Here is a 24,252-nt window from a genome sequence, read left to right as displayed (position 1 = left end):
TCATCAAATTGTTCACTGAAAATAAGGACATCTAAAGGATAATTCATAATTTGCGCTCAATATTATACTTCGATTTGTCACATTCCTATGGCTTTTTCGTAGTATTCTCAACCACACAACCATTTTATGCTACCAACCAATATAGTAAGAACACGTTAAGGCATATTATATGATAAAATTTTTACACTCAAAATCTCTTCTAATTCTTTGTGCTCTTTTAAGCATAAGCAGTATTATTTATGCTCAAAGCACAGAAGAATACTATCAATCTGCAACAGGTAAAACTGGTGTTGAATTGAAAAATGCTCTGCATAACATTATTAAAGGACATACCGAACTTCCTTACACAAGTAAAGAAGCAGGCGACCAATATAATGTTTGGGAAGCACTTAAAATTACTGATGAAGATCCATCGAATACTGATAATGTATTACTGATTTACACTGGAAGAAGTGAAGCTAAATCACATCAGGATGATGGTTCAGGAGATAATGATTCATGGAATCGAGAACATATCTGGGCTAAATCACATGGTGATTTTGGAACCGACAGAGGTGCAGGAACTGACATTCATCATCTTCGACCATGCGATAGAAGCGTAAATACTTCACGTAGTAATCTATTTTACGACAATGGTGGAAATCCACATTCAGAAGCTACAGAATGTAACTATGATAGCGATTCGTGGGAACCTCGCGATGTTGTTAAAGGTGATATTGCCAGAATGATTCTCTACATGGCTGTTCGTTATGAAGGAGAAAATGGTGAGCCCGATCTTGAAATGACCAACGACATGAGCTACAGTAAGGATAATTATACAGAACCTTACTTTGGTAAATTGGCAACACTTAAAGAATGGAATACGCAAGATCCGGTTGATGCAGCAGAATTGGCTCGTAACGAAAAAGTGTACACCATTCAAGGAAACAGAAATCCGTTTATTGATCATCCTGAATGGGTTGAAGAAGTATGGGCACCTGATACCGATAGTCCTGAAGTAACGGAATTATCTCCTGTTAATGAAAGTACTGGTGTTTCATTAACTGCTAATTTGATTATCAAATTTAATGAAGATGTTAAGGAAGGAACTGGAAATGTCACTATCAAGAGATACAACGACGATTCTGTTTTTGAAACCTTAACCATACCAAGTGTACGTCTTTCCTATTCAGGAAAACAACTTCTAATTAATGCAGAAGCTAAATTTGAAGAAGGTGTTAAATATTACGTATTAATTGATAATGGAGCGATTATTGATGCCTCATCCAACACATTTGATGGAATATCCGATAAGAATACCTGGTCGTTTACTGCAACCTATAGTGCACCGGAATTGGTAGAGTTTTCTCCAGAAGACAACAGCAATAATATTTCCGTTGATACCGATCTAGAATTAACTTTCGATAAAGATGTTCAGGCTGGTGATGGCAATATTACTATATACAACAATGGCGATGAAGTCATGAGTCTTTCTGCCTCATCATCTACATTTAATGGAGAAATGGTTACAATAGAGTTAACAGAAGATTTAGAAGGTGCTACAGAATATTATATTCTTATTGACGATGATGCTTTTGTAAGTGCTAATGGAGTTGCTTTTGAAGGTATAAGTTCTGATACCGACTGGACTTTTACAACTGAGGTTATAACAGGAATTGATGACTTGTATGCTGAAGGAAAACCTTCATTTTACCCTAATCCTGCAACTTCTGAAATAAAATTGACCAATATGGATAAAGTAATTTCTATTCATATTACCAATCTAACTGGTCGAAATATCATGGAGGTAAAATCTCCTGACACTAGAATTTCATTGGGTAATCTACCTAAAGGAATGTATTTCGTTACTTTTATCTCTTCAGACGGAAAACGACTGACTAAAAAACTACTAAAAAGATAATATTTACAACAATATAAATCAAAGGCTATTTCTTTAAAGAAATAGCCTTTTTTAATATCTATACTTCTTGTCTTATTGCTTTAAACAAAACGCATGTACTATTTGATCTTTTAATCGATTCTAACGTACTGTCTCCATTCAAATGTGCTACTCCTTCAAAAGAATAACCTTGCTCTAAAAATTAGTATACACGATAATGAAAACTATTCAACTTACATCCAAGACTGATTTTGAATACTATAAAACCCTTCATGATTAAGAAGACAACAAAAATGAAATTTACAGTGTACTATACCTAGGAATGTAATTAATAAAACTACATAGAATGATTCCATAGCTCTGTAGTTTTAATCATGATAAAAGACTAATAATTGCCACTGTAAGTATCGTTATATTGGGGTTTATATCAAAATAAAAGCCCGAATCCAATGGATTCGGGCTTACAAATATGATATTCTGAATTAATTATTCAGGTAATCCTTCGATGTAAGTAAATTCTGGATTTGGACCAGACTTAGTACACTGGAATTTCAATGTATAATATCCATCAGTTAAATCTTCTTTATAAGCTTTAACATCTACTAAATAGAATACATCAATACCACTAACTTGAGTAACTGCATTTGGATATTTCACAGTCAATAAAGCAGCAACGCCTTCTTTCATTCTTTCCATGGTTAATGCAATTGCATCTTCATCACTTAAACCATCAAATTCAGGCATTGGATAATCTTCTGTATTTCTATTCTTCAATCTTAAATCAAAATTAGAATATTTAGCACTTGCTCCATAGTAATACTCTGAATCAGGATACTTAGAAGTTACACCATTGTTAGCAACAGAATAGTCAACAATCATCTGATAATCGTCAGAAACCATTGTAAATACAATAGTAGGATCAAATACCCAACCATCTGCAGTTAAGATATATTGCTCTGTCATAGATATTGTTGATTGATACTCAACCCAAACACCATCTGTAAGAGTATATTCTTTAGCTCTTGTTTCAGTAACTCCACCACCTGCATAATACTTATATAAAACTGCAACTTTTTCACCTTCTACAGCATATGCAAATTTGATTCCTAAGAATGTTGGCAAATAATTTTCTGGAGCATCAGATCCCGAGAAGTTATTGTATTTACCAGGAGCGCCCATTGAATCATAATCAGCAGATTCCAATTCGTAAATTGTTACATCTTCTGGAACCTCAGGAGCTGACTTGCTAGTCTTAGCCCATACAGAACCATCAAATGCCCAAAATTCAGTAATTTCAGAAACACTACCGTCATAATACTTATAAGTAACTGCTAGCTCATCACCATCAGCCGCATCAGGATATTTACCCAATAAGAAATCTGGTAAATAATCTGCAGCAGGAGCATCGTCAGAAAAGTTATTATACTTTCCTGGCTCTCCAGAATCAGTTCCCATAGAATCATAATCTGCAGTAGATAAAGTATAAGCTGTAATCGCATCCAATTCCTCTAGATAATCAAGATAATCATACAAATAATCAAGACCTCCACGGTAATATGCGTAAGTCACCATTACTGAAGAACCTGTTTCTAATGTAGCATATTTATCTGCGAAGTAATCAGGTAAATTATCAGCAGCTAAATCATACTTGCTAAAGCTTTTATATTTAGCAGCATCACCACCAATAGCCGCGTAATCTTCGGCTCCAAGAGTCAATTCAATATCTTGAGTATAAGGCTCTCTTAAACCATCCAATTCATCATATGTATCTTCCATTGGATCACAAGCTGTGAAAGTCAATGCAAGAAATGATGCGATATATAATAATTTTTTCATCTGTCTTAAATTTAAATTTTGATAATAATACTACTAGAATTTAACTTTCAAACCAGTTGACCAGTTTCTACCGAAACCGTAGTATACCAATGCATCACTTGATGAATGGCTAAGACCATCCTGAGCTTTTGAAACATACTCTGCATCTAATAGATTGTGCATGTTACCGTAGATAGATGCATTTAAACCAGCAATCTTAAATCTGTAGTTAAAACCTAAATCTACGATACCAACTTCTGGCATTTCCCATGAATCACCAATAAAATTACCATCATTTCTCTTCGTAGCATCAAAGTCAGCATAGTGATCTCCATAGTACAAGTAATCCGCACTAATTCTTAATTTTGGAAGAACTTCGTAACTAATTGCAAGAGCAGCACTCATTTGAGCTGAATTACCAACGTGTACATCTTTAAGATATGCGTTAAACTCATTTGTTACCTCACGAGTTTCTTCATCGATAATCTTAGCATTTACATCATCAGTATAAGTCCAGTCACCAATTGATAACATTCCTTTTATAGATAGTTTCTTAGATGGTCTGTATTCAGCTTCAACCTCAAGACCTTTATGCAATTGATTTAGACCACTAATATTAGCGATTTCATCACCATAAGTTTTTACCAAACCACGATCTTTCCAGTTTGTTCTGTAAACAGTAACTGTTGCGTTAAAGTTTGGAGAACTGTACTTGTAACCTAATTCTGCAGTAACGATTTTTTCATATTTCACATCGTCGTTTACAGTATTACCGTAGTTAATAAACACGTTAGTGAAATAAGGAGTTCTTTGAACGTAACCACCATTTGCAAATACAGAGTGAATAGAGTTAATCTTATAACTTACACCACCTTTTACATTCCAAGGGAAGAAGTGTTCCCAATCAGTTTCCTGATCTTTTGGAGCATACTGGAAATAATCAATTCTCTTATAAGATTTTCTTGAAGCAGCAACCGATAAGAATCCTGAATAATTATCAGCTACATACTCAGCTTGACCAAATAATCCTGTATATAAAACTTTACCATCGTTATGGTAAGAGTATTTATCATCCTTTTTCAATTTAGCATTAGCATCTCTATTGATATTAGAATCATCAAGAAAGAATGCACCACCCAATAAATCTTCAACTTCTCTGTAGTGCTCACCTTTATAGTAACGAGCATCAAGACCTGCAGTTAAAGTAAATTGGTTAATGTTTTTAGTTAAAGTAGAAAGTAAACCTGCCCAAGTGTGATTGTTTACAGAATTACCAATAATAGCCTGTGAACCTTCTGTAGTATATGTAGCATTTTGAGCTGCAACAGCATCAAAATCCAATAAACCATCAGGAGTTCTCATGATATCATCCTTATCTAAACCAGTCTTATTATCAACACCTAACCATGAAGATTTGTTACCAGAAACACGACGACCACCACCTGATCCAACAGATGCATATACAGATGTAGTCAACAATGTTTCCTCATCCATATTCCAATAGTGATTTAATTGTGCTTGAGGTTTGTGATAGTAATTGTAACCATATCCACCACCATAAACTTTTCCTTCACGAATACCATAGTCTGAATTGTATTTAAATTCATCCTTGTTGTTACGGTACTGCTCAATAGTATGCTTATTTCCTCTTTGGTTGTGCCACTGTGGAGCTCCAGTTATCATGAATGATACTGTGTGTTTCTCATTAATCTTTTTAGATACATTTGCATAGTATGACCATGCATCAAAATCAGTTCCTTTAACGTAACCATTACCATAAGTATGAGAACCCAATAAAGTTACAGCCCAACCGTTATCCATCATTCCTGTAGAAACAGCAAATAATTGTTTACGGTATCCATCGTTACCAATACCAGCTTTAACAACACCACCTTTTTTAGCGTCAGTTGACTTAGTTAAGATATTGATTGTACCACCAACTGATGATAAACCTAACTTAGAAGCACCTAAACCTCTTTGAACCTGCATTGTTCTAGAAACATCAGAAAGTCCAGCCCAGTTTGACCAATAAACTTTCCCATTTTCCATATCATTAACAGGAATACCGTTAATTAATACACCAACGTTATTAGAGTCAAAACCACGAACATAAACCGTAGCATCACCAAATCCACCACCTTCTTTCGATGTATAGATAGATGGAGTAGATTTCAAAATCTCAGGATATTCTTGAGATCCTAATTTGTTTTCAATAAGCTCAGCACTAATAGTTGATACAGAAACAGGAGTTTGACGATCAGTTACAACCGAAGCCAAAACACTTACTTCTTTCAAACCAACAGCGTCAGATTCCAACTTAATGTTTCCTAAATCCTGAGCTCCTGATAAAGCGATCTCTTTTTCTAGAAATCCCACAAAACTTACAACAATTTTTGATGCTCCTTGAGGCAATTGCAACGCAAATGAACCATCAAAACCTGATACTGTACCTGAAGTTGTTCCCGGTACTACAATCGAAGCTCCTGGTAAACTTTCACCAGAATCTCCGTCTACCACCACACCCTTTACGGTGGTTTGAGCAATAGCTGCAATGGACAACATCATAACCGCTGCCATTGTCAAAATACTTCTCATAGCATTTTTCATAAAACGAATTGTTAGGTTAGTAATAATGCAACATTATTGCCGCAAAATCATCTTTCATTTCCCTTGAAGAAAAGGATTACAAAAATGGTTTGTTTAAAACTTATTAACAAATAATCAACAATGAATTATTTGCCATTCATCTTTAATTTTTAATGGTTTATCGAAAAAATGATTCGCATCAAAAAAATCGGGACAAAATTTTCGATTTTCATTTAAAAAATCAAGATTTTTTTAAAGTTTTTACTTTCAAAAATTAGGATTCGGAAGATAACAAATTTTTATTCAATATCCATAATATAACTCCTCCCAAACATTTAGTTATAAAAGCATTCCAACACTGTTCCTAAATGGCGCAATAGAGAAATCATTATTACATGGGTGATGTATCAAATTATTCTATTTCCCTTACCCTTACTTATTTTTATTCTAAATTATCACTCCTTTATTAATTACACTTCAAAGCTAGAATAATGAGCAAAGTAATCTGTTAAGTTAATTTTAATTAAGTGCTAAGAAATAAGAATCAGTTTATTCCTATAAATTATTCAGGCTAAAAGGATTTTTTCACAAAAATAAACCGTACTTTTGCAGCCGCATTTTCAGCAGCGCAATCGATTCTGTTACAATAAATTCATATTTCGGAATGTAATGATTGCCTTTGATAAAAAAAGCTCGTAATATACAGTTTCGAGTTTTGTGAAGAAGTTGACTAATTTATAGGACAATGAGTCCGAAAAAGGTAGATACAAGATGAAGAAATTAAGAAACATTGCCATTATTGCTCACGTTGACCATGGTAAAACTACTTTGGTTGATAAAATGATAATGCACAGCAACATTTTTAGAAAGAATGAGAATCCTGGGGATTTAATCCTGGATAACAACGACTTGGAGAGAGAACGTGGAATTACCATCTTGTCAAAGAACGTTTCTCTTGAGTACAAGGATGTAAAAATCAACATTATTGATACTCCTGGTCACTCCGACTTTGGTGGAGAAGTTGAGCGTGTATTAAATATGGCTGATGGTGTATTGCTTTTGGTTGATGCATTTGAAGGAACCATGCCTCAAACTCGATTCGTATTATCAAAGGCATTAGCTTTAGGTCTTAAACCTGTTGTTGTAGTAAATAAGGTTGATAAGCCAAATTGTCGTCCGGAAGAAGTACAGGAACAAGTTTTTGAGTTGATGTTCAATTTGGAAGCAACTGAAGAACAGTTGGATTTCCCAACTATTTACGGTTCTGCTAAACAAGGATGGATGTCGAAAGATTGGAAGAAACCAACTACTGACATTACAGCAATTCTTGATGCAGTTATTGAATTTATTCCTGAGCCAAAGACAATTGAAGGTACTCCTCAAATGTTAATTACATCTCTTGACTATTCAGCCTACGTTGGTCGTATTGCTGTAGGGCGTGTTCACCGAGGTGAACTTCGTGAAGGTATGGATGTAAACTTGGCTAAGCCTGACGGAAGCCTTAAAAAATCCCGTATCAAAGAACTACATGTATTTACCGGTCTTGGTAAAGAAAGAGTTCAGTCGGTAAAATCTGGTGAACTTTGTGCATTAGTAGGAATTGAAGGTTTTGATATTGGAGATTCAATTTGTGATCTTGAAAACCCAGAAGCTTTAGAGCCTATTGCCATTGATGAACCAACAATGAGTATGTTATTTACCATTAACAATTCTCCATTCTACGGAAAAGATGGTAAATATGTAACTTCTCGTCACCTTATCGATCGTTTAAATAAGGAACTAGAAAAGAACTTAGCACTTAGAGTTGAAAAAACTGATTCAGCCGATTCATATATCGTATATGGTCGTGGTGTTCTTCACTTGTCTGTATTAATTGAAACAATGAGACGTGAAGGATATGAGATCCAGGTTGGACAGCCACAGGTTATCATTAAGGAAATTGGTGGTGAAAAATGTGAGCCAATTGAGGTATTATATATTGACCTACCAGAAGAGGTTTCAGGGAAAGCAATTGAAATTGTAACTCAGCGTAAAGGTGAAATGTTAACAATGGAGCGTAAGGCTGATCGTATTCACCTTGAATTCCACATTCCTTCACGTGGTATCATTGGTTTAAGAAATCAGATGTTAACCGCAACAGCAGGTGAAGCAGTAATTTCTCACCGATTCTTAGAATACCAACCACATAAAGGTGTAATTCCCGGACGTATTAATGGTTCATTAATTGCTATGGAAACTGGACTTACATTTGCTTATGCATTGGGTAAACTACAGGATAGAGGTAGCTTCTTTGTTGCTCCAACTACTGAAATTTACGAAGGACAGGTAATTGGTGAAAATAACCGTGCTGGTGATTTGGTATTGAATGTTACCAAAACTAAAAAACTAACCAACATGCGTACCTCAGGTACTGATGACAAAATTAGATTAGCTCCTCCAATTATTCACTCACTTGAAGAAGCTTTGGAGTACATTCAAGGTGATGAATATGTTGAGGTTACTCCTAACAATATTCGTTTAAGAAAAATTTTCTTGAAAGAAACAGATCGTAAAAGAGCTGCAAAATAATAGAATATTGATTTCTATCAATAGAATCTAAAATATAAAAGAGCGACATCCAAAATTGGTGTCGCTCTTTTTGTATATTATAAAGTAATATATTTTACTTCACTGGCACTTCCATCCCAAAATAGAAAAACATGCAACTTCAATTGCTAAAGGAATAGCCAAGTAGAAATTAGTAAATTTGGGTAATAGGTTATAAACTCTATACTATTTTAATACAATTTGTAGGACACAATTGAGCTACTCTCTCATTCTTATCCAATTCATCTTCGAAAATTTCCAACACAAAATCTTTCTTTATTTTTTTGGAACCAATCAAATCGCATTTCCCATTCTCAACATTCATTTTCCAAAATTCAGGAGCTATTTCTACACAATAGCTACACCCAATACACTTCTCTTTACGGTGAATAATTTTCTTCATTTTAAATAAAATCATTCTCAATTAATAGTATTTCTTAATAGATTTCAAATATAGTGTAAATATTTTTAGAAATTTTATTTCTGATTCTCAGGAAATTAGATCTATTTTAAAAATAAATATGGTACTATGTATTGCATATTACCTTTTTTTGTACGTATATTTGTATAACAAGATTATATGTTACGACCAGTATTATAAAAATTACAAAATGAAAAATTCAAAAACAGACAAACTACTGAAAATCATTCTAATGATTACAATTATGATGTCAATGTCTTTTGAATCGAAAGCACAGGTGTGGAATATCAATAACAATGTAAACCGAATTCTTTCACCTATTGTGAATTTCACAACACAAACATTCACTAGTGATAATTCACTTACTTCAGAATCAAATTCTGAAAGTGGATATTTTGATCAAGGATTTTTATTGCTTAAAGAAAACATTGCAGTTTGCAAGGATATTCTAAGCTGCACACTAGATAGTGTAGAAAATGAACCTTCAAATATCATTGAGGAAACAAAACCGAAATGTGAATTTTGCCAAGACAGTACAAATACTAAAAAAAATACGTCGACAATTATAACACAAAAGAAAAGACCTAAAACATTCCGAAATAATCCGGGAAACATTAGATCTAGAATTTAATAAATATTCCAACTATGAAGATAGAAAACACTAAAGCCCAAATGCGAAAAGGAGTGCTGGAATATTGTATTCTTTCCATTCTTTCAAAAAGCGATGCATATGCATCGGATATCATTAAGGAGTTAAAAGAAGCCAAGATGATTGTGGTGGAAGGAACACTTTACCCTTTACTTACCAGGCTAAAAAATGCCGGTTTATTGAGTTACCGTTGGGAGGAATCAACTCAAGGACCTCCACGAAAATATTATACCAGCACCGAAGTCGGCAACGATTTCTTAAAAGAACTCGACAATTCCTGGCAAGAATTGGTAGATGCTGTAACAACCATTAAAAAGTAAGACTCAAAACCTTATACAGATGAAAAAGACATTAACGATAAATATAAGCGGAAGTATATTTCACATTGATGAAGATGCTTTTGATAAACTACAAAGCTATCTGCGCACTCTGAACCAACACTATGGTTCCGGAGAAGAAGGCAGAGAAATTATAACAGATATTGAAGCAAGGATTGCTGAAATCTTCCAAGAGAAATTAAGCTCTAAAGGTCAGGTGGTAAATGTTGAAATGGTTGAAGAAGTAATTTCTATTATGGGTAATCCAGAGGAAATTTTCGCAACCGATGATGAAAGTAGCGAACAAGAAACTACTTCAACAACCAGCGCGCAACCAAACGGAAAGAAAAAGAGACGTTTGTATAGAGATCCTGATCACAGAGTTTTAGGTGGTGTATCCAGCGGATTAGCAGCATATTTTGGAATCGACGTTGTTTTTATTCGATTGCTTTTTGCACTATTTTTCATAGTCGGATATGGATTCTCATTCATTTTATACATTATACTTTGGATTGTTGTACCCAAAGCCATTACAACAACTCAAAAGCTGGAGATGAAGGGCAAAAAGGTCAACATTTCCAATATCGAAGAGTCAATTAAAGATGAATACAAAGATGTAAAAGAAAACTTCGATAAAATGCGAGAGAAAAACGGACCACAAGTAAAGGATGGCTTCGATCGTGCGATAGACTTCCTAGGATCTGCTCTTCGTTTGCTGCTTAAAGTGGTAATTATACTATTAGGTGTAGGATTTATTTTTGCAGGATTTGTATCATTAATTAGCTTTATTGGCTCAATGATTTTCGCACATAGCTTCTTTGGACCTTTTGCTGATTTTCATTTTCCTGGAGCAATGTTTCCTAAACTATTCCTCGACGGAACCAGTATCACGCTATTTACAATTGGCATAATAACTGTAATTGCCATTCCTTTAATGTTGTTGATTTTTGCAGGAATCAAATTACTTTTCAACTTTAAAACCAACAATAAAATTATTGGTTTTACAGCCTTGGCAGTTTGGCTTACAGGAATCATCTTATTAATCAGTCTTAGCTTTTCTCAAGTAAAAGGCTACATGCATAGCAGCACTCGGTATGCCGAAACTCATGATGTAAAAGCTATAACAAGTGATACGCTTTACCTAAAAACAACCAATAATATTGGTGACGATTGGTTCGAAGGACACATCGACTTTGATCAGGTTAAAGTTTATATTAATGGCGAAGAAGAAATGATTGTTGGTGAGCCAACTCTTGATATCGAAAGAAGTTACTCGGATAACTTTGAGATTAAACTCAGAAAAAAAGCCAGAGGAAGTTCAAGATCAAGTGCATTAGACAATGCAAAAGGAATAGATTACAAATGGATACAAAACGACTCTTTAATCGTTTTCGACAGATTTTTCACATTAGGAGAAGAAAATAAGTGGAGAAATCAAAGGCTTCATATCACAGTTAAAGTTCCTGAAGGAAAAGTAGTTTACTTTGATGATTCAATGGGCAAAATTATCCATGATATCGATAACGTAACAAACACCTGGGATTTTGACATGTTAGATCAAAAGTGGATCATGGAAGAAGAAGGTTTAAGTCCATTATATTAAGAAATAATTCCATCCATGTTTTACACCGATACCTTTTCAACACACACATTTTTTTCGGTGTAAACATGGTTAATTTAAAATAACCCCCAATGAAAAAAATTGCAATAATATTACTAGCCATTGCATTACCAATGTTAATGCAAGCACAAACCAAAGGTGAAAAATTACACGCTAAATATTCAAACCTCGACGATTTTAACAGCTTTAGCTTTTCGGGAAGTTTCCTAAAAAATCTTGATTTTGAAGTTGACGAAGATGAATTGGAAAAGAATGTTACCGGCGATTGTAAGAACATTAAGTTTTTGACTTACAAGCATAATAACGGAGATGAAACTAAATTTAAAAAAATTGTAATCTCTCAACTCTCTAAAGGTAACTCTTACAAAGAAGTACTTACCGAAGATCGTGATGAAAATTCTGACGAAGTTCATTTTTATGCAAAAGGAAGAGGAAAAAAGTTCAGCGAATTCCATATCCTGCATTACAATGACAATAGAACATCACTAGTTTCCTTTTTTGGAGATTTTCATGTTGACGAATTGGAGACTTTATCGCACATGAGTTTTGATGACGAGGATGACAACTAAAAATTTTGCTTATGAAACGTTTACTAAGATCAAAAGATAAGAAAATAGCTGGTGTTTGCGGAGGTATCTCCCACTACATCAATCCAGAATTAGATCCTGTACTTATTCGAGCAGGCTACTTAATTCTAACATTATTCAACCCATTAATGTTATTGGTATATTTTATTCTGGCTGTTGTTTTGCCAGATTCAATTTATGAAACAGTATAGTCTGATTTGAGTGCAATCTTCATCCTAATTTGGTGAAGAAGGTTTCGTCTTTTTCATCTATTCTTTACCAAAGGCATTCAAAAAGATTAAGGTTTCCTCCCTTTCGGGAAGAAACCTTTTCTTATTTAAACAGTTTTGCAACTACTCTATTTTAGTAATTAAATACTTCTTCAAGACTCAATTCATGAACGTTTCCTAATTTACTAAGAACTTTCATATCCAAATCTTTCTTATTACCCACAACCAAATAACAATGCTTTTTGTTTGCAATATGAGCATCGAAAAATTTCTTCAGATCATTAATATCCTGAGTTTTCACCTTTTCATATACGTTCTTTCTGATATCGTAATCAATCCCTCTTCTTTGATTACTTAAATACGTCCAGTAAACACTTTCCTTAGTGATTCTTTCTGATTCAATCTTCTTCAACATATTGGTTTTTGCCTCGTCGAATTGTTTCTGCTCATATGGCATTTCGTTCAACAATTCTAGTAAAGCATCAGTAGCATCTTTTACCTTATCAGCACTTGTAGCAACATAAGAGAAAGAATAATGCGATTCATCTTTCTTTGAAGGCACAAAGTAAGCTGAGTATGCAGAATAAGCCAAAGCTCTTGACTCTCTAATTTCCTGGAAAATAATAGAAGCCATACTTCCTCCATAGTACTCGTTAAACAAACGAATTTCAGGTAGCATTTCAATATTCAACTTCTCATCTTTTGCAAGCATGATTAAATTTGCCTGAACCATATCGTAATCAACAAAGAAAATTTCATTGTTTGCGTAATCCATTTCTGGATATTCAGTCGCTGCAGGAATTTCTTTTAATTGATCTGCAACTTTATGATTTAATTTCAATTGTTCCGCAATAGCATCCTTTTCATTTGTCCCGTAATAGAATACTCTATGCTTGTAATCCTTCAATTGAGCCAATAAACCTGTTAAGGATTCTGGGTTAATTTTACGCAATTCATCTTCAGTTAAAATATCTGTATAAGCCGATTTTTTACCATATTTTGCATAATTAGTTAAAGCACCTCTAAGAATTTCATCCTTATTTAATTTTCTATCCGAACGCTTTTTAATGATACCGTCTACATACTTATTATATGCTTCAACATCAGGTTTTGCATTTGCTAAAATGTGTTCGATCAATTCAACACCTTTATCGAATGATTTTTCTAAACCAGAGATAAACACGTAACTTCTGTCGTTATTTGTGTTTACACCAATCGACAAACCGTATTTAAACATTTCCTTTTGAAGCTCGGCTGGAGAGTATTTATCGGTTCCTAAAAATGGAAGGTAATTTACAGCAATAGGCAATTCTTTGTTATGATTTTTACCCATTTCGTAGATATAAATCAACTTGAACAATTCTGTAGATTTGTTCTCCAGGTAATCCAAATTTACACCTGGCTTCAATTCTGAACTTTGAATTTCTTTTTCGAAATCCACCCATAAAGGCTTTAATGCTGGCGTTTCTTTCGACGTTAATTCTTTATAGAATTCCGATTGTGATTTACGATCAATTTTAATTGGAGTGATAACTGGCTTTTCAACCTTTACTACTTTATCATCCTTACCTCTACGCTTGTAAACAACAACATAGTTATCCTTGTAATGCTCGTTAGCAAACTGTACCAATTCTTCCTTGGTAATTTTCTCTAATTCATCAATAAACTTCAATTTGTCAGTCCAGGAAACATTGTTTGCAAAAGCTTCTGCAAATTCATGAGCTCTCCAATTCGATTCCGAACCTCTAATTGCATTCAAACGGTGATCATTAATTACAGCTTCGATCATCCAATCTTCGAATTCTCCTTTTTTGATTTTCTTAATTTCTCCAAGAATCAAATCCTTCACTTCCTCCATTTTCTGACCTTGACGAGGCATGCCATAAAATCCATGAACTCCGTAATTGATCATGAAACTAGGATAACAACCGGCACGCAACACTTTTTGTTGCTGATTTAGGTTCAAATCCATTAATCCTGCCTTTGAATTGTTCAAAATACCATCGATTAATGTCACCATCTTCTCATCCTTAGAACCAATTCCATCAAAACGAAAAGCCATTGACATTCTCTCCGCATCAGGACCAAAAACTTCCTTAACCACTGGTGCTGTAATAGGCTCTTCAACAGGAGCTTTAAATTCAGGTACCGGTCTTGACTTCAACTTTCCAAAGGTCTTATCAACCAATTGAATGGTTTCTTCAAAATCCAAATCACCAGCCATAGCAATAGCCATATTATTTGGCACATAATAAGTGTCAAAATAGTTGTGAATATTAACCATTGATGGATTTTTCAAGTGCTCTGCTCTACCTAAAGTCGTTTGAGTTCCGTAAGGATGGTTCTTAAATAAACCCGACATTAATGCATAGCTCAATTTTCTTGAATCTCTATCCTGAGACATATTGAATTCCTCGTAAACAGTTTCCAACTCTGTATGGAATAATCTTAATACAAGTTCACCAAATCTCTCTTCTTCAATGTTCAACCATTTTTCAAGCTCATTTGAAGGAATATCATTCATATAAACTGTGCGTTCATATGTAGTATATGCGTTGGTACCTTTTGCTCCGACAGAAGCCACTAACTTATCATACTCGTTAGCTACAGAATATTTGGCTGCAATAGTCGAAACACTATCAATTTTTGCATAAATAGCCGCTTTCTTTTTTGAATCATTCTCAGCCTTATGTGCTTCATATAAATCAGAAATTTCAACAATTAATGCATTTTCTTTTTCCCAATTAACGGTTCCAATTTCATCGGTCCCTTTAAACATCATATGCTCTAAGTAATGAGCTAGTCCGGTAGTTTCAGCAGGATCGTAAGTCGAACCAGCCTTTACTGGAATAAAAGTTTTGATTCTTGGTTCATCGCGGTTTACTGACAAATAGACCTTTAATCCATTGTCGAGAGTATAGATACGAACTCCCATTGGGTCATTTGTTACCGTTTCATAAGAATACCCATTCTTATCAGTCTCTTTAACAACACGGTATTTTTCTTTGGGCGAGCATGCAAAAAACATTGCAGCAATCAGCAGAAAAAAAAGTACGTTTACCTTTTTCATAAATTTGGTTTTAATTTATTGCGTAAACCACAAAAATCTCAACCCCACTTACGCAAAGGCTACAGAATCCCTTGCGATTCACACAATCTGTTTGAATTAGTTTTGAAAATCCAAAATTGGATTACAGTATATTTACAAACTGTTAAATTACACAATAATGAATTATTAACATATCAATTTTACATTTTTTAACTAACTCTTTCATTATTTAAAATTTTTATAGATTATTAACAAAATCAAAATGTTTATAATTGTATTTTTGCAGCTATTAAACAGATATCTATGAAAAAATTACACACACTTGTATTACTGCTATCGCTATTAACTGTAACAAACTATCTATCTGCACAAACATTATCTCCTTACAAACATTTTAAAAAATTTGATGTTCAGGATAGCAGTAAGCTATTTTTTCGTTTCGAAAATTTGAACTTTGTTAAAAATAACGAATACGGTGGCGATTATCTAAAAGGAACAACCTGGGTTGGATATCTAGCTACTCCTAAATTAATATATTCTCCAAATAAAAATTTCAGAATTGAAGCTGGTGTAAGACTTCAAAAATATTCAGGTAGAGAAAACTTTACTGAATCAGAGCCTATTTTTTCAGCAATATATAAACCATCCGAAAAAATTAATTTCATTATTGGTAGTTTAAACCAGGATAACAACCACAACTTATCGGAACCGCTGTTTGAACCGGAACGATATTTTACCGAAACTGGTGAGAATGGATTCCAATTGCAATACCAATCCGAAAGATTACAATTTGATACTTGGATCAACTGGGAGCAGTTTATTTTAGAGAATGATCCGTTTCAGGAAAAATTCACTTTTGGAATAACTGGAGATTATAAGTTAAACCCTGTGTCGTCCAATAACATACTTTCCATTCCGGTAGAAATAATGTTTACTCATCGTGGCGGTGAAATTGATAGCTCGGACGAATCTGTACAAACAATTGGTAACTTTGCTTCTGGATTAAAGTTTGAACGTAAAATTGTAAATGCAAGAATAAAATCCTGGAATATTAAAGCAATGGGCTACTATTTCTCAGATAATTCTTCAGAAAAAGAATTTACCTACGATAAAGGACACGCCATTTATCCTCAAATTGGTATTAAAACAAAAAAATCAAGTTTGAGTTTAGGATATTGGAATGCCTACAAATATACATCATCAAGAGGATCCGAATTATTTAAAACAAGAGTAATTGCTGAGGATAACTATATTGAAACAAGAAAGGAATTGGCAACTCTTAACTATTATTACGAACACAAAATTTCTAAAGGAATTCATTTTGGTGGAAAACTAGATGTGTACTACGACTTAAAAAATTCTAAAGAAAATTTTGCAGCTGCTATTTATTTGAGAATTAATGGAGATTTCTTTCTTAAGAAAATCAAATGGAATTAAAGCAAAATAACAAGCAGACATTAGCGAATTGTTTTGACCCAAAATATCGAGGTTTACATCCCATTTGGAAAGAATTTCACTCTTATCAACTGCATATCAAATCATCAGAAATCATTTTATCACAAAAAATCGATAAAAAATAAAGGTCAAGATAAATTTATTTCCTACTTTTGCAGAGAAATTGTGACGATAGGCTTTCCAGTGAAGTATCCTACCCCAACCATTTGATTTGACTACCCTTAGCAAGTACCAACTCAATATTGGGTAATGTATCAATTTTGATTTTTTAAGATGCTTAACCGCTCCACATTATCCCGATTATCCACACCAGGTTAAGTTATCCATCAAGAAATCAAGGAAAAAATTGGTGTATTTAGAGGATTCTTGTACTTTTGCAAGCCAAATTGGAATAATTGTATTAAAGTATTAATTATTAAAAGTTTTAAAAGTGGATACATTAAGTTACAAAACAGTTTCTGCTAACGCGGCAACCGCTAATAAAGAGTGGGTTGTTATCGATGCAGAAAATCAAGTGTTGGGTAGACTTGCTTCCAAAGTAGCTAAGCTACTTAGAGGTAAATACAAGCCTAACTACACTCCTCATGTTGATTGTGGAGACAACGTGGTTATTATTAATGCTGAAAAGGTGCGTTTAACTGGAAACAAGTTAACTGATCGTCAGTATTTCTCTTACACTGGTCACCCAGGTGGACAGAAAATTAAAACTCCAGCGGATCTTTTAGCTAAGCACCCAGAGAGATTGATTGAAAAGGCAGTAAAAGGTATGCTTCCAAAGAACCGTCTAGGAAGAACTCTTTACTCAAACCTATATGTATATGTAGGTGGTGAGCACAAACACGAAGCTCAGCAGCCTAAGGAATTAGATTTAAACACTATTAAATAACAGGTATGGAAGTAATTAATGCTATCGGACGTAGAAAGGCAGCAGTTGCTCGTGTATACGTTAGCGAAGGTAAAGGTCAGATTACCATCAACAAAAAAGAGCTTAAAGAGTACTTTACTACCGGAACTCTTCAGTACATCGTTACTCAGCCGTTAAACCTTCTTGAGGTTGCGGATAAGTATGATATCAAGGTAAATCTTGATGGTGGTGGAATCACTGGTCAAGCAGAAGCTCTTCGTTTGGCTATCTCTAGAGCTCTAGTTAAAATTGATGCTGAAGATAAAGCAGCTTTAAGAACTGCTGGATTCATGACTCGTGATCCTCGTGAGGTTGAACGTAAGAAGCCAGGGCAGCCTAAAGCACGTAAAAGATTTCAGTTTAGTAAACGTTAATGTTTTTGTGGCAGGTTTAGTATCTAAATTGTTAAGACTTCGTTTGTCGAACTACTTAGCAATTGCCATAAAATGAATGTAACCGATTAAAAAAAACAAAAAATGTCAAATACAACATTTGAAGAATTGTTAGAAGCCGGATGTCATTTCGGTCACTTAACAAGAAAATGGAATCCAAAAATGGCTCCTTATATTTTCATGGAGCGTAATGGTATTCATATTATTGACCTACACAAAACAGCGGTAAAACTTGACGATGCTTCAGCAGCGTTAAGACAAATTGCTAAATCAGGAAGAAAAATTCTTTTTGTTGCTACTAAAAAGCAAGCTAAAGCTATCGTTTCTGAAAAAGTAAGTGCAGTAAACATGCCTTTTGTAACTGAGCGTTGGCCAGGTGGTATGTTAACTAACTTCCCTACTATCAGAAAGGCAGTTAAAAAGATGACATCAATCGACAAAATGGAGTCTGATGGAACTTTAAACCACCTTTCTAAAAGAGAAAGACTACAGGTATCTCGTCAAAGAGCTAAGCTTGAAAAAAACTTAGGTAGTATTGCTGATCTGACCAGATTGCCAGCTGCTCTATTTGTAGTTGATGTAATGAAAGAATACATCGCAGTAAAAGAAGCTAACCGTTTGGGAATTCCTGTATTTGCTATGGTAGATACTAACTCAAGCCCAGAAGGTGTTGATTTCGTAATTCCAGCGAATGATGATGCTTCTAATTCAATTTCTATTATCCTTGATAAGGTTACTGGATCTATCAAAGATGGTTTGACTGAAAGAAAAGCAGAAAAAGAAAAAGATTCTGCCGACAAGAAGTCTAAATCTAAGAAAGCTCCTAAAGAAGTAGCTAAAAAGGTAGAAGCTAAAAAGGAAGAAGCTCCGGCTGCTCCTGAAGCTCCTGCTACTGAAGAAAAGAATGATAAAGAGTAATTAATTCACACAAAAAAATTCTATATATCATGTCTATTAAAGCAGCAGACGTAGCCAAATTGCGTAAAGCAACTGGCGCAGGAATGATGGATTGTAAAAAAGCTCTTACCGAAGCGGAAGGAGATTTTGATTCAGCAGTAGAGATTATCCGTAAAAAAGGGATGGCAATTGCTAACAAACGTGCCGACAGAGAAGCAACTGAAGGTGTTGTATTAGCAAAAGTTTCTGAAGACAAGAAGAACGGTGCAATGATTACATTGAACTGTGAAACTGATTTCGTTGCTAAGAACGATGGTTTCGTAGCATTCGCAACTAAGATTCTTGATATCGCTTTAGCAAACATGCCAGCTGACCTTGAAGCTTTGAAAGCTTTAGAAATGGATGGTAGAAAAATTGAAGAGCACGTAACCGAGCAAACTGGTGTTATCGGTGAAAAAATCGATTTAAGTTTCTTCGACAAAATTGAAGCTGAAGCAGCTGTTGCCTATATCCACGCAGGTAACAAACTGGCTACTTTAATTGGTTTCAATAAAGAAATCGAAGAACAAATGGGTAGAGATGTTGCTATGCAAACAGCAGCTATGGCTCCTATTGCAATTAACGAAGATGCAGTTCCTGCTGACGTTATTGCTAAAGAACTTGAAATTGGTAAAGAAAAAGCTCGTTTAGAAGGAAAGCCAGAACAAATTCTTGACAAAATTGCTCAAGGTCGTTTAGGTAAATTCTTCAAAGAAACTACTTTATTAAACCAAGACTTCGTCAAAGACGGTAAGAAAACTGTTAAGCAGTATCTTGCAGAAGCTGACAAAGATCTAACAGTGGTTGAAATGAAGCGTTTCACATTGAATGCTTAATACAATTATTATTACATATAAAAAGAGTTCCCAAAAGGAACTCTTTTTTTTATGTCTTTTTCAATATTATTTCTCAACTTTAAATGTTTGAAGTTAACAACTTGAGACAGTAACAAAATAAAAACCTAAGCTTAAAGCTTGTAGCTTGAAGCTTGCAGCTGATAAAAATATGGCTAAATACAAACGTGTACTTTTAAAGCTAAGCGGCGAATCTCTAATGGGAGAACAACAATATGGCATCGATTCGGAACGCTTAAATGACTATGCTGAGCAGATTAAAGAAATCACTGATCTTGGTGTACAAGTTGGAATTGTAATTGGTGGAGGAAATATTTTCCGCGGATTAAGCGGTGCTGCTAAAGGATTCGATCGTGTTAAAGGCGATTCGATGGGAATGTTGGCAACTGTGATTAATAGTTTGGCACTAAATTCAGCTTTAGAAGCGATGGAATGCAAATCGAGAGTGTTAACTGCAATTAGAATGGAACCAATTGGTGAGTTCTACTCAAAGCAAAAAGCGGTTGATTTCCTGGAGCAAGGTTATGTTACAATTTTTTCAGCTGGTACTGGAAATCCATATTTTACTACTGATACAGGTTCATCACTTCGTGGAATCGAGATTGAAGCAGATGCTATGCTAAAAGGTACTCGTGTTGATGGAATTTACACTGCCGATCCTGAAAAAGATCCAAGCGCAACCAAATTCGAAACCATTACATTCGACGAAATCTACAATCGTAATCTTCGAATTATGGATCTTACAGCAACTACAATGTGTAAAGAGAACGATCTTAACATTGTAGTTTTTGACATGGATACAAAAGGAAATTTGAAGAAAGTTATTGAAGGAGAAAATATTGGAACTGTAGTGCATAATTAAGCGGCTAAGAATTAGCCATTAGCTTTTAGAAAAAAGTATTATCTTTAGTAAGATTGAATTTCCTATTAGGATATACATATCATCAAAGCTGTAATCTGTTGAAATTTAAAAATCAACCAATAGCTAAAAACCTACAGCTAAAAGCTTTTTTTTATATTTTTGTAAGCACATACACTGATCAATAATTACAATTAAAATCTTTCTCCTATGAATGAAGAAGTTCAAATGTATCTTGAAGATGCAAAGGAAAAGATGGAGTCTGCAATGGACCATCTTGAAAAAGAATTACTTAAAATACGTGCCGGTAAGGCAAGCCCAAGTATGTTAAACGGTGTTATGGTTGATTACTATGGCAGTATGACACCTCTAGCTCAGGTTGCGAACGTTAGTGTTCCAGATCCGAGAACTATTGCCGTACAACCTTGGGAAAGAACAATGATTAATCCAATCGAGAAAGCAATTATGAACTCCAATTTAGGATTTAATCCTGATAACAATGGAGAAGTTATTCGTATTAATATTCCAGCTTTAACAGAGGAGCGTCGTGGCGATTTGGTAAAACAATCAAAAGCAGAATGCGAAAATGCTAAAGTTAGTATTCGTAACGCTCGTCGCGATACTAATGTTGAGTTGAAAAAATTGATTAAAGAAGGTCTTTCTGAGGATTTGGAGAAGGATGCTGAAGCAGAAGTTCAAAATATGACCGATATGTTCGGTAAAAAAATTGATGATCTTCTCGTGGCTAAGGAGAAAGATATTATGACCATATAAAAAAAGAAAAAGCTGCCAATAGGCAGCTTTTTTTATGCTCTTAAGTCTTTCACTTTCTTCATAAACATCTTTAACCTTTCCTTTGATATTTTGTTTCGCCAATAACCTTCTTCCTTAAAATGCGAACCCACAATAAAACCGGAAGCGTAATCCCAATATTCCTCTATATTATCAGCCGTAATTCCTGAACCGATTAATACTGGAGTATGAACTTTATCTTTCAAACTTTTTAACTCGTGCAAATAAACAGCTTTACCGGTTGACGATCCCGTTACGATCAATCCATCGCTTAGAAAGAATTCTGCTGCTTTTGCAGTTTCATCAATATCCACATCAGCGGTAATAGCATGCGAGCTGTGCTTCTTCTTAATGTCGGTAAAAACTTTCACATCTTCTGCTCCTATTGCTTTTCTATAGCGAAGCAATTCTCCTGCGCAAGATTCCATATAACCCTCATCAGCCAAATGTCCAAATACAAAACCCTCGGCTCTTATAAATTGAAAATTGGCAGCTTTTGCCACAGCCAAAGCCTCTTTATTTGCTCCAGCTAGAATCTGAATTCCCAAAGGCAAATCAACCGCCTCACGAACAGCATTGGCTACCACTGCCATGCTGGCTGTTATTTCTGGTCCTACCGATCCTTTTAAATAAGGAACATCGTGCATATTCTCAAGCAGAATGGCATCTACACCAGTTTCGGCATAGATTTCTGCTTCCTTCACAGCTATTTCACAAATTTTCTCTACACTGTATTTATTTCCTGGTGTTCCTGGCAATGCCTGCACATGCACCATGGCGATTATGGATTTGTTTAGTTGCATAATTTAATAAAGGTTCAAGTTACAAGACTCAAGCTTCAAGAAAGTACTAGAAACTATAATCTTGAAGGCTTTTAATATTTAATTTACGGATCTCATTAATCCCTGTAACATTTTCTGTATTTCACATGTTTTGTCAATTATCACAATAAGTTCTTTATCAATTAATTTTAGCTCTCGTATCAATAAAAGTTGTGTTTCCAATTCAAATGCAGAACCCAATGCAATCTCTAAGAAACGCTTAAATTCTTTATCCGAATGTCTACTGCATCCCTCCGCAATATTACTAGGAATAGAAATTACTGCTCTACTAGTTTGGCTTTGTAGTCCATATTTTTCCTCAACAGGTAACTGTTTTACGAGGATATAAACATCCTTAACCAGCACCATACTTTTTTGCCAAACTGTTAACTTCTTGAAATTTTTCATGCTACTTTAATTTAAAATACTCTTGTAACTTGAGGCTTATAGCTTGCAGCTTGAGGCTCTAATTGCTATCAAGCAATCTAAACAACTCATCCAATTTAGGTGTCAGAATAATTTCTGTTCTTCGGTTCTTGCTTCTTCCAACTGAAGTTGAATTGCTTTCAACCGGAATAAACTCGCCACGACCAGCAACGGTTAATCGACTTGCTGCTACAGATTTGTTGTGAACAATGATTCGAACAATAGAAGTTGCTCGCTTCACACTTAAATCCCAATTGTCTTTTAAAGCACCACTTCCATTATAAGGGACATTATCGGTGTGTCCTTCAATCATTACATTAATGTCTTTATTTTGAGCCAATACTTTAGATAGCTGTCCCAATGCCTGCACACCTCTTTGATCAACCTGATAACTTCCCGATTTGAAAAGCAGTTTTTCATCCATTGAAACATATACTTTTCCATTCTTCGTAGTAATTGATAAACCATTTCCTTCAAAACCAGTAAGAGCCCTCATTACTTTTTGCTTTAAGGCTTTAACCGCAGCATCTTTTCTATTTAAAGCCGTTTCTAATTCTCGCATTCTTTGGTCTCGTTTGCCTAACTCCACCTGAAGAGCATCCAACCTCCTTTTGCGAGCATCCATCTCTTTTTCTAAAGCCAGTACCTCATCCTCTCTCAATCGCAAATTGTTTTGTGCTTTACGTATTTGTTCGAGCAAGGCTTTTGTCTCCTTGGCATTTCCCGCTTGCATACCCGATAATTGATTTAATAGATCCTGATTGCTCTTTTCCAATCGATTTAATCTTTCTCGAGCAGACTGCAATCTTCTGGATAAAGTCACAGTATCAGCAAGCATATTATTGTATTTATCCTCTAACACACCATACTTCCCGGATAACTCATTATTACTCTCTGTTAATTCCAGATTTTTATCCTTCATCATTTCCAACTCTTCCATGCAGGTTGCCTGCTTGTTCTGGAGTTCCTGGAATTGTCTGGTTGGTACACAAGAAAACATCGAAATCACCAATAAAATGGCAATAATAATTGGGCTTACTTTTTTGAACATGTTTATAATCCTTATTTTAATGAATGCTATATACTACAATGGT

Annotated in this window: 21 protein-coding genes; 14 read left to right on the top strand and 7 right to left on the bottom strand. The window is 34.7% G+C overall.

Annotated elements, in window-relative coordinates:
• The first annotated feature begins 169 nt into the window (after nucleotides 1–169).
• The gene (locus tag GCQ56_RS00220) at nucleotides 170–1,900 is read left to right on the top strand and encodes an endonuclease (protein ID WP_152732389.1); all 1,731 of its coding nucleotides are present in this window, start codon (nucleotides 170–172) and stop codon (nucleotides 1,898–1,900) included.
• A 465-nt stretch (nucleotides 1,901–2,365) separates the two neighbouring features.
• On the opposite strand, the gene GCQ56_RS00215 is transcribed toward GCQ56_RS00220, so the two are convergent.
• A complete protein-coding gene (locus GCQ56_RS00215; protein WP_152732388.1) occupies nucleotides 2,366–3,715 on the bottom strand; it encodes a hypothetical protein in 1,350 nt (449 codons plus the stop codon).
• Nucleotides 3,716–3,748: 33 nt separating this feature from the next.
• The gene (locus tag GCQ56_RS00210; protein WP_227005952.1) at nucleotides 3,749–6,301 is read right to left on the bottom strand and encodes a TonB-dependent receptor; all 2,553 of its coding nucleotides are present in this window, start codon (nucleotides 6,299–6,301) and stop codon (nucleotides 3,749–3,751) included.
• A 750-nt stretch (nucleotides 6,302–7,051) separates the two neighbouring features.
• Here GCQ56_RS00210 and typA point away from each other — a divergent pair.
• Nucleotides 7,052–8,848: a translational GTPase TypA gene (gene typA / locus GCQ56_RS00205; RefSeq protein ID WP_152732387.1), complete on the top strand. Its 1,797-nt coding sequence runs from the start codon at nucleotides 7,052–7,054 to the stop codon at nucleotides 8,846–8,848.
• A gap of 199 nt (nucleotides 8,849–9,047) precedes the next feature.
• Here typA and GCQ56_RS00200 read toward each other — a convergent pair whose 3' ends face one another.
• On the bottom strand, nucleotides 9,048–9,269 hold the full coding sequence (locus GCQ56_RS00200; RefSeq protein WP_193323676.1) for a ferredoxin: 222 nt from the start codon (nucleotides 9,267–9,269) through the stop codon (nucleotides 9,048–9,050).
• Nucleotides 9,270–9,477: 208 nt separating this feature from the next.
• On the opposite strand from GCQ56_RS00200, the gene GCQ56_RS00195 reads away from it, so the two are divergent.
• From GCQ56_RS00195 to GCQ56_RS00175, 5 genes are all read left to right on the top strand, one after another.
• On the top strand, nucleotides 9,478–9,918 hold the full coding sequence (locus tag GCQ56_RS00195; RefSeq protein WP_152732385.1) for a hypothetical protein: 441 nt from the start codon (nucleotides 9,478–9,480) through the stop codon (nucleotides 9,916–9,918).
• A 14-nt stretch (nucleotides 9,919–9,932) separates the two neighbouring features.
• Complete coding sequence (locus GCQ56_RS00190) at nucleotides 9,933–10,256, top strand: PadR family transcriptional regulator (RefSeq protein WP_152732384.1); 324 nt, start codon at nucleotides 9,933–9,935, stop codon at nucleotides 10,254–10,256.
• A 19-nt stretch (nucleotides 10,257–10,275) separates the two neighbouring features.
• Nucleotides 10,276–11,856: a PspC domain-containing protein gene (locus GCQ56_RS00185; protein ID WP_152732383.1), complete on the top strand. Its 1,581-nt coding sequence runs from the start codon at nucleotides 10,276–10,278 to the stop codon at nucleotides 11,854–11,856.
• Nucleotides 11,857–11,945: 89 nt separating this feature from the next.
• On the top strand, nucleotides 11,946–12,443 hold the full coding sequence (locus GCQ56_RS00180; RefSeq protein WP_152732382.1) for a DUF4252 domain-containing protein: 498 nt from the start codon (nucleotides 11,946–11,948) through the stop codon (nucleotides 12,441–12,443).
• An 11-nt stretch (nucleotides 12,444–12,454) separates the two neighbouring features.
• Nucleotides 12,455–12,652 (top strand): PspC domain-containing protein, encoded by a 198-nt coding sequence (locus GCQ56_RS00175; protein ID WP_152732381.1) that lies wholly within the window; start codon nucleotides 12,455–12,457, stop codon nucleotides 12,650–12,652.
• A 151-nt stretch (nucleotides 12,653–12,803) separates the two neighbouring features.
• On the opposite strand, the gene GCQ56_RS00170 is transcribed toward GCQ56_RS00175, so the two are convergent.
• Nucleotides 12,804–15,740 carry a pitrilysin family protein gene (locus GCQ56_RS00170; protein WP_152732380.1) on the bottom strand — a complete coding sequence of 979 codons (2,937 nt, stop codon included), beginning with the start codon at nucleotides 15,738–15,740 and terminating at the stop codon, nucleotides 12,804–12,806.
• A gap of 282 nt (nucleotides 15,741–16,022) precedes the next feature.
• On the opposite strand from GCQ56_RS00170, the gene GCQ56_RS00165 reads away from it, so the two are divergent.
• The 7 genes from GCQ56_RS00165 to frr all read left to right on the top strand — a co-directional run bounded on the left by GCQ56_RS00165 (nucleotide 16,023) and on the right by frr (nucleotide 21,893).
• Entirely contained in the window at nucleotides 16,023–17,156 is a 1,134-nt protein-coding gene (locus tag GCQ56_RS00165; RefSeq protein WP_152732379.1) for a hypothetical protein, read from the top strand.
• Nucleotides 17,157–17,604: 448 nt separating this feature from the next.
• Nucleotides 17,605–18,060 (top strand): 50S ribosomal protein L13, encoded by a 456-nt coding sequence (gene rplM / locus GCQ56_RS00160; RefSeq protein ID WP_299994806.1) that lies wholly within the window; start codon nucleotides 17,605–17,607, stop codon nucleotides 18,058–18,060.
• 5 nt (nucleotides 18,061–18,065) lie between these two features.
• Nucleotides 18,066–18,452, top strand: a complete 387-nt coding sequence (gene rpsI / locus GCQ56_RS00155) for a 30S ribosomal protein S9 (protein WP_152732378.1) — start codon at nucleotides 18,066–18,068, stop codon at nucleotides 18,450–18,452.
• A 102-nt stretch (nucleotides 18,453–18,554) separates the two neighbouring features.
• Complete coding sequence (gene rpsB / locus GCQ56_RS00150) at nucleotides 18,555–19,388, top strand: 30S ribosomal protein S2 (protein ID WP_152732377.1); 834 nt, start codon at nucleotides 18,555–18,557, stop codon at nucleotides 19,386–19,388.
• A 29-nt stretch (nucleotides 19,389–19,417) separates the two neighbouring features.
• Entirely contained in the window at nucleotides 19,418–20,242 is an 825-nt protein-coding gene (gene tsf / locus GCQ56_RS00145) for a translation elongation factor Ts (RefSeq protein WP_152732376.1), read from the top strand.
• A 169-nt stretch (nucleotides 20,243–20,411) separates the two neighbouring features.
• Nucleotides 20,412–21,122, top strand: a complete 711-nt coding sequence (pyrH, locus tag GCQ56_RS00140; protein WP_152733280.1) for a UMP kinase — start codon at nucleotides 20,412–20,414, stop codon at nucleotides 21,120–21,122.
• Nucleotides 21,123–21,329: 207 nt separating this feature from the next.
• On the top strand, nucleotides 21,330–21,893 hold the full coding sequence (frr, locus tag GCQ56_RS00135) for a ribosome recycling factor (RefSeq protein ID WP_152732375.1): 564 nt from the start codon (nucleotides 21,330–21,332) through the stop codon (nucleotides 21,891–21,893).
• 32 nt (nucleotides 21,894–21,925) lie between these two features.
• On the opposite strand, the gene GCQ56_RS00130 is transcribed toward frr, so the two are convergent.
• The 3 genes from GCQ56_RS00130 to GCQ56_RS00120 all read right to left on the bottom strand — a co-directional run bounded on the left by GCQ56_RS00130 (nucleotide 21,926) and on the right by GCQ56_RS00120 (nucleotide 24,209).
• Nucleotides 21,926–22,714 (bottom strand): BtpA/SgcQ family protein, encoded by a 789-nt coding sequence (locus GCQ56_RS00130; RefSeq protein WP_152732374.1) that lies wholly within the window; start codon nucleotides 22,712–22,714, stop codon nucleotides 21,926–21,928.
• A 78-nt stretch (nucleotides 22,715–22,792) separates the two neighbouring features.
• Entirely contained in the window at nucleotides 22,793–23,140 is a 348-nt protein-coding gene (locus GCQ56_RS00125) for a four helix bundle protein (protein ID WP_152732373.1), read from the bottom strand.
• 58 nt (nucleotides 23,141–23,198) lie between these two features.
• Nucleotides 23,199–24,209, bottom strand: coding sequence for an OmpA family protein (locus tag GCQ56_RS00120; RefSeq protein WP_152732372.1), 1,011 nt, complete (start codon nucleotides 24,207–24,209; stop codon nucleotides 23,199–23,201).
• Nucleotides 24,210–24,252 lie beyond the last annotated feature (43 nt).

The organism is Marinifilum sp. N1E240 (assembly GCF_009295825.1).
In the GTDB taxonomy this organism is placed as follows: domain Bacteria; phylum Bacteroidota; class Bacteroidia; order Bacteroidales; family Marinifilaceae; genus Marinifilum_A; species Marinifilum_A sediminis.
Note: the sequence above shows the minus strand (reverse complement) of the source record. Positions and strands in the feature narration are given on the sequence as shown.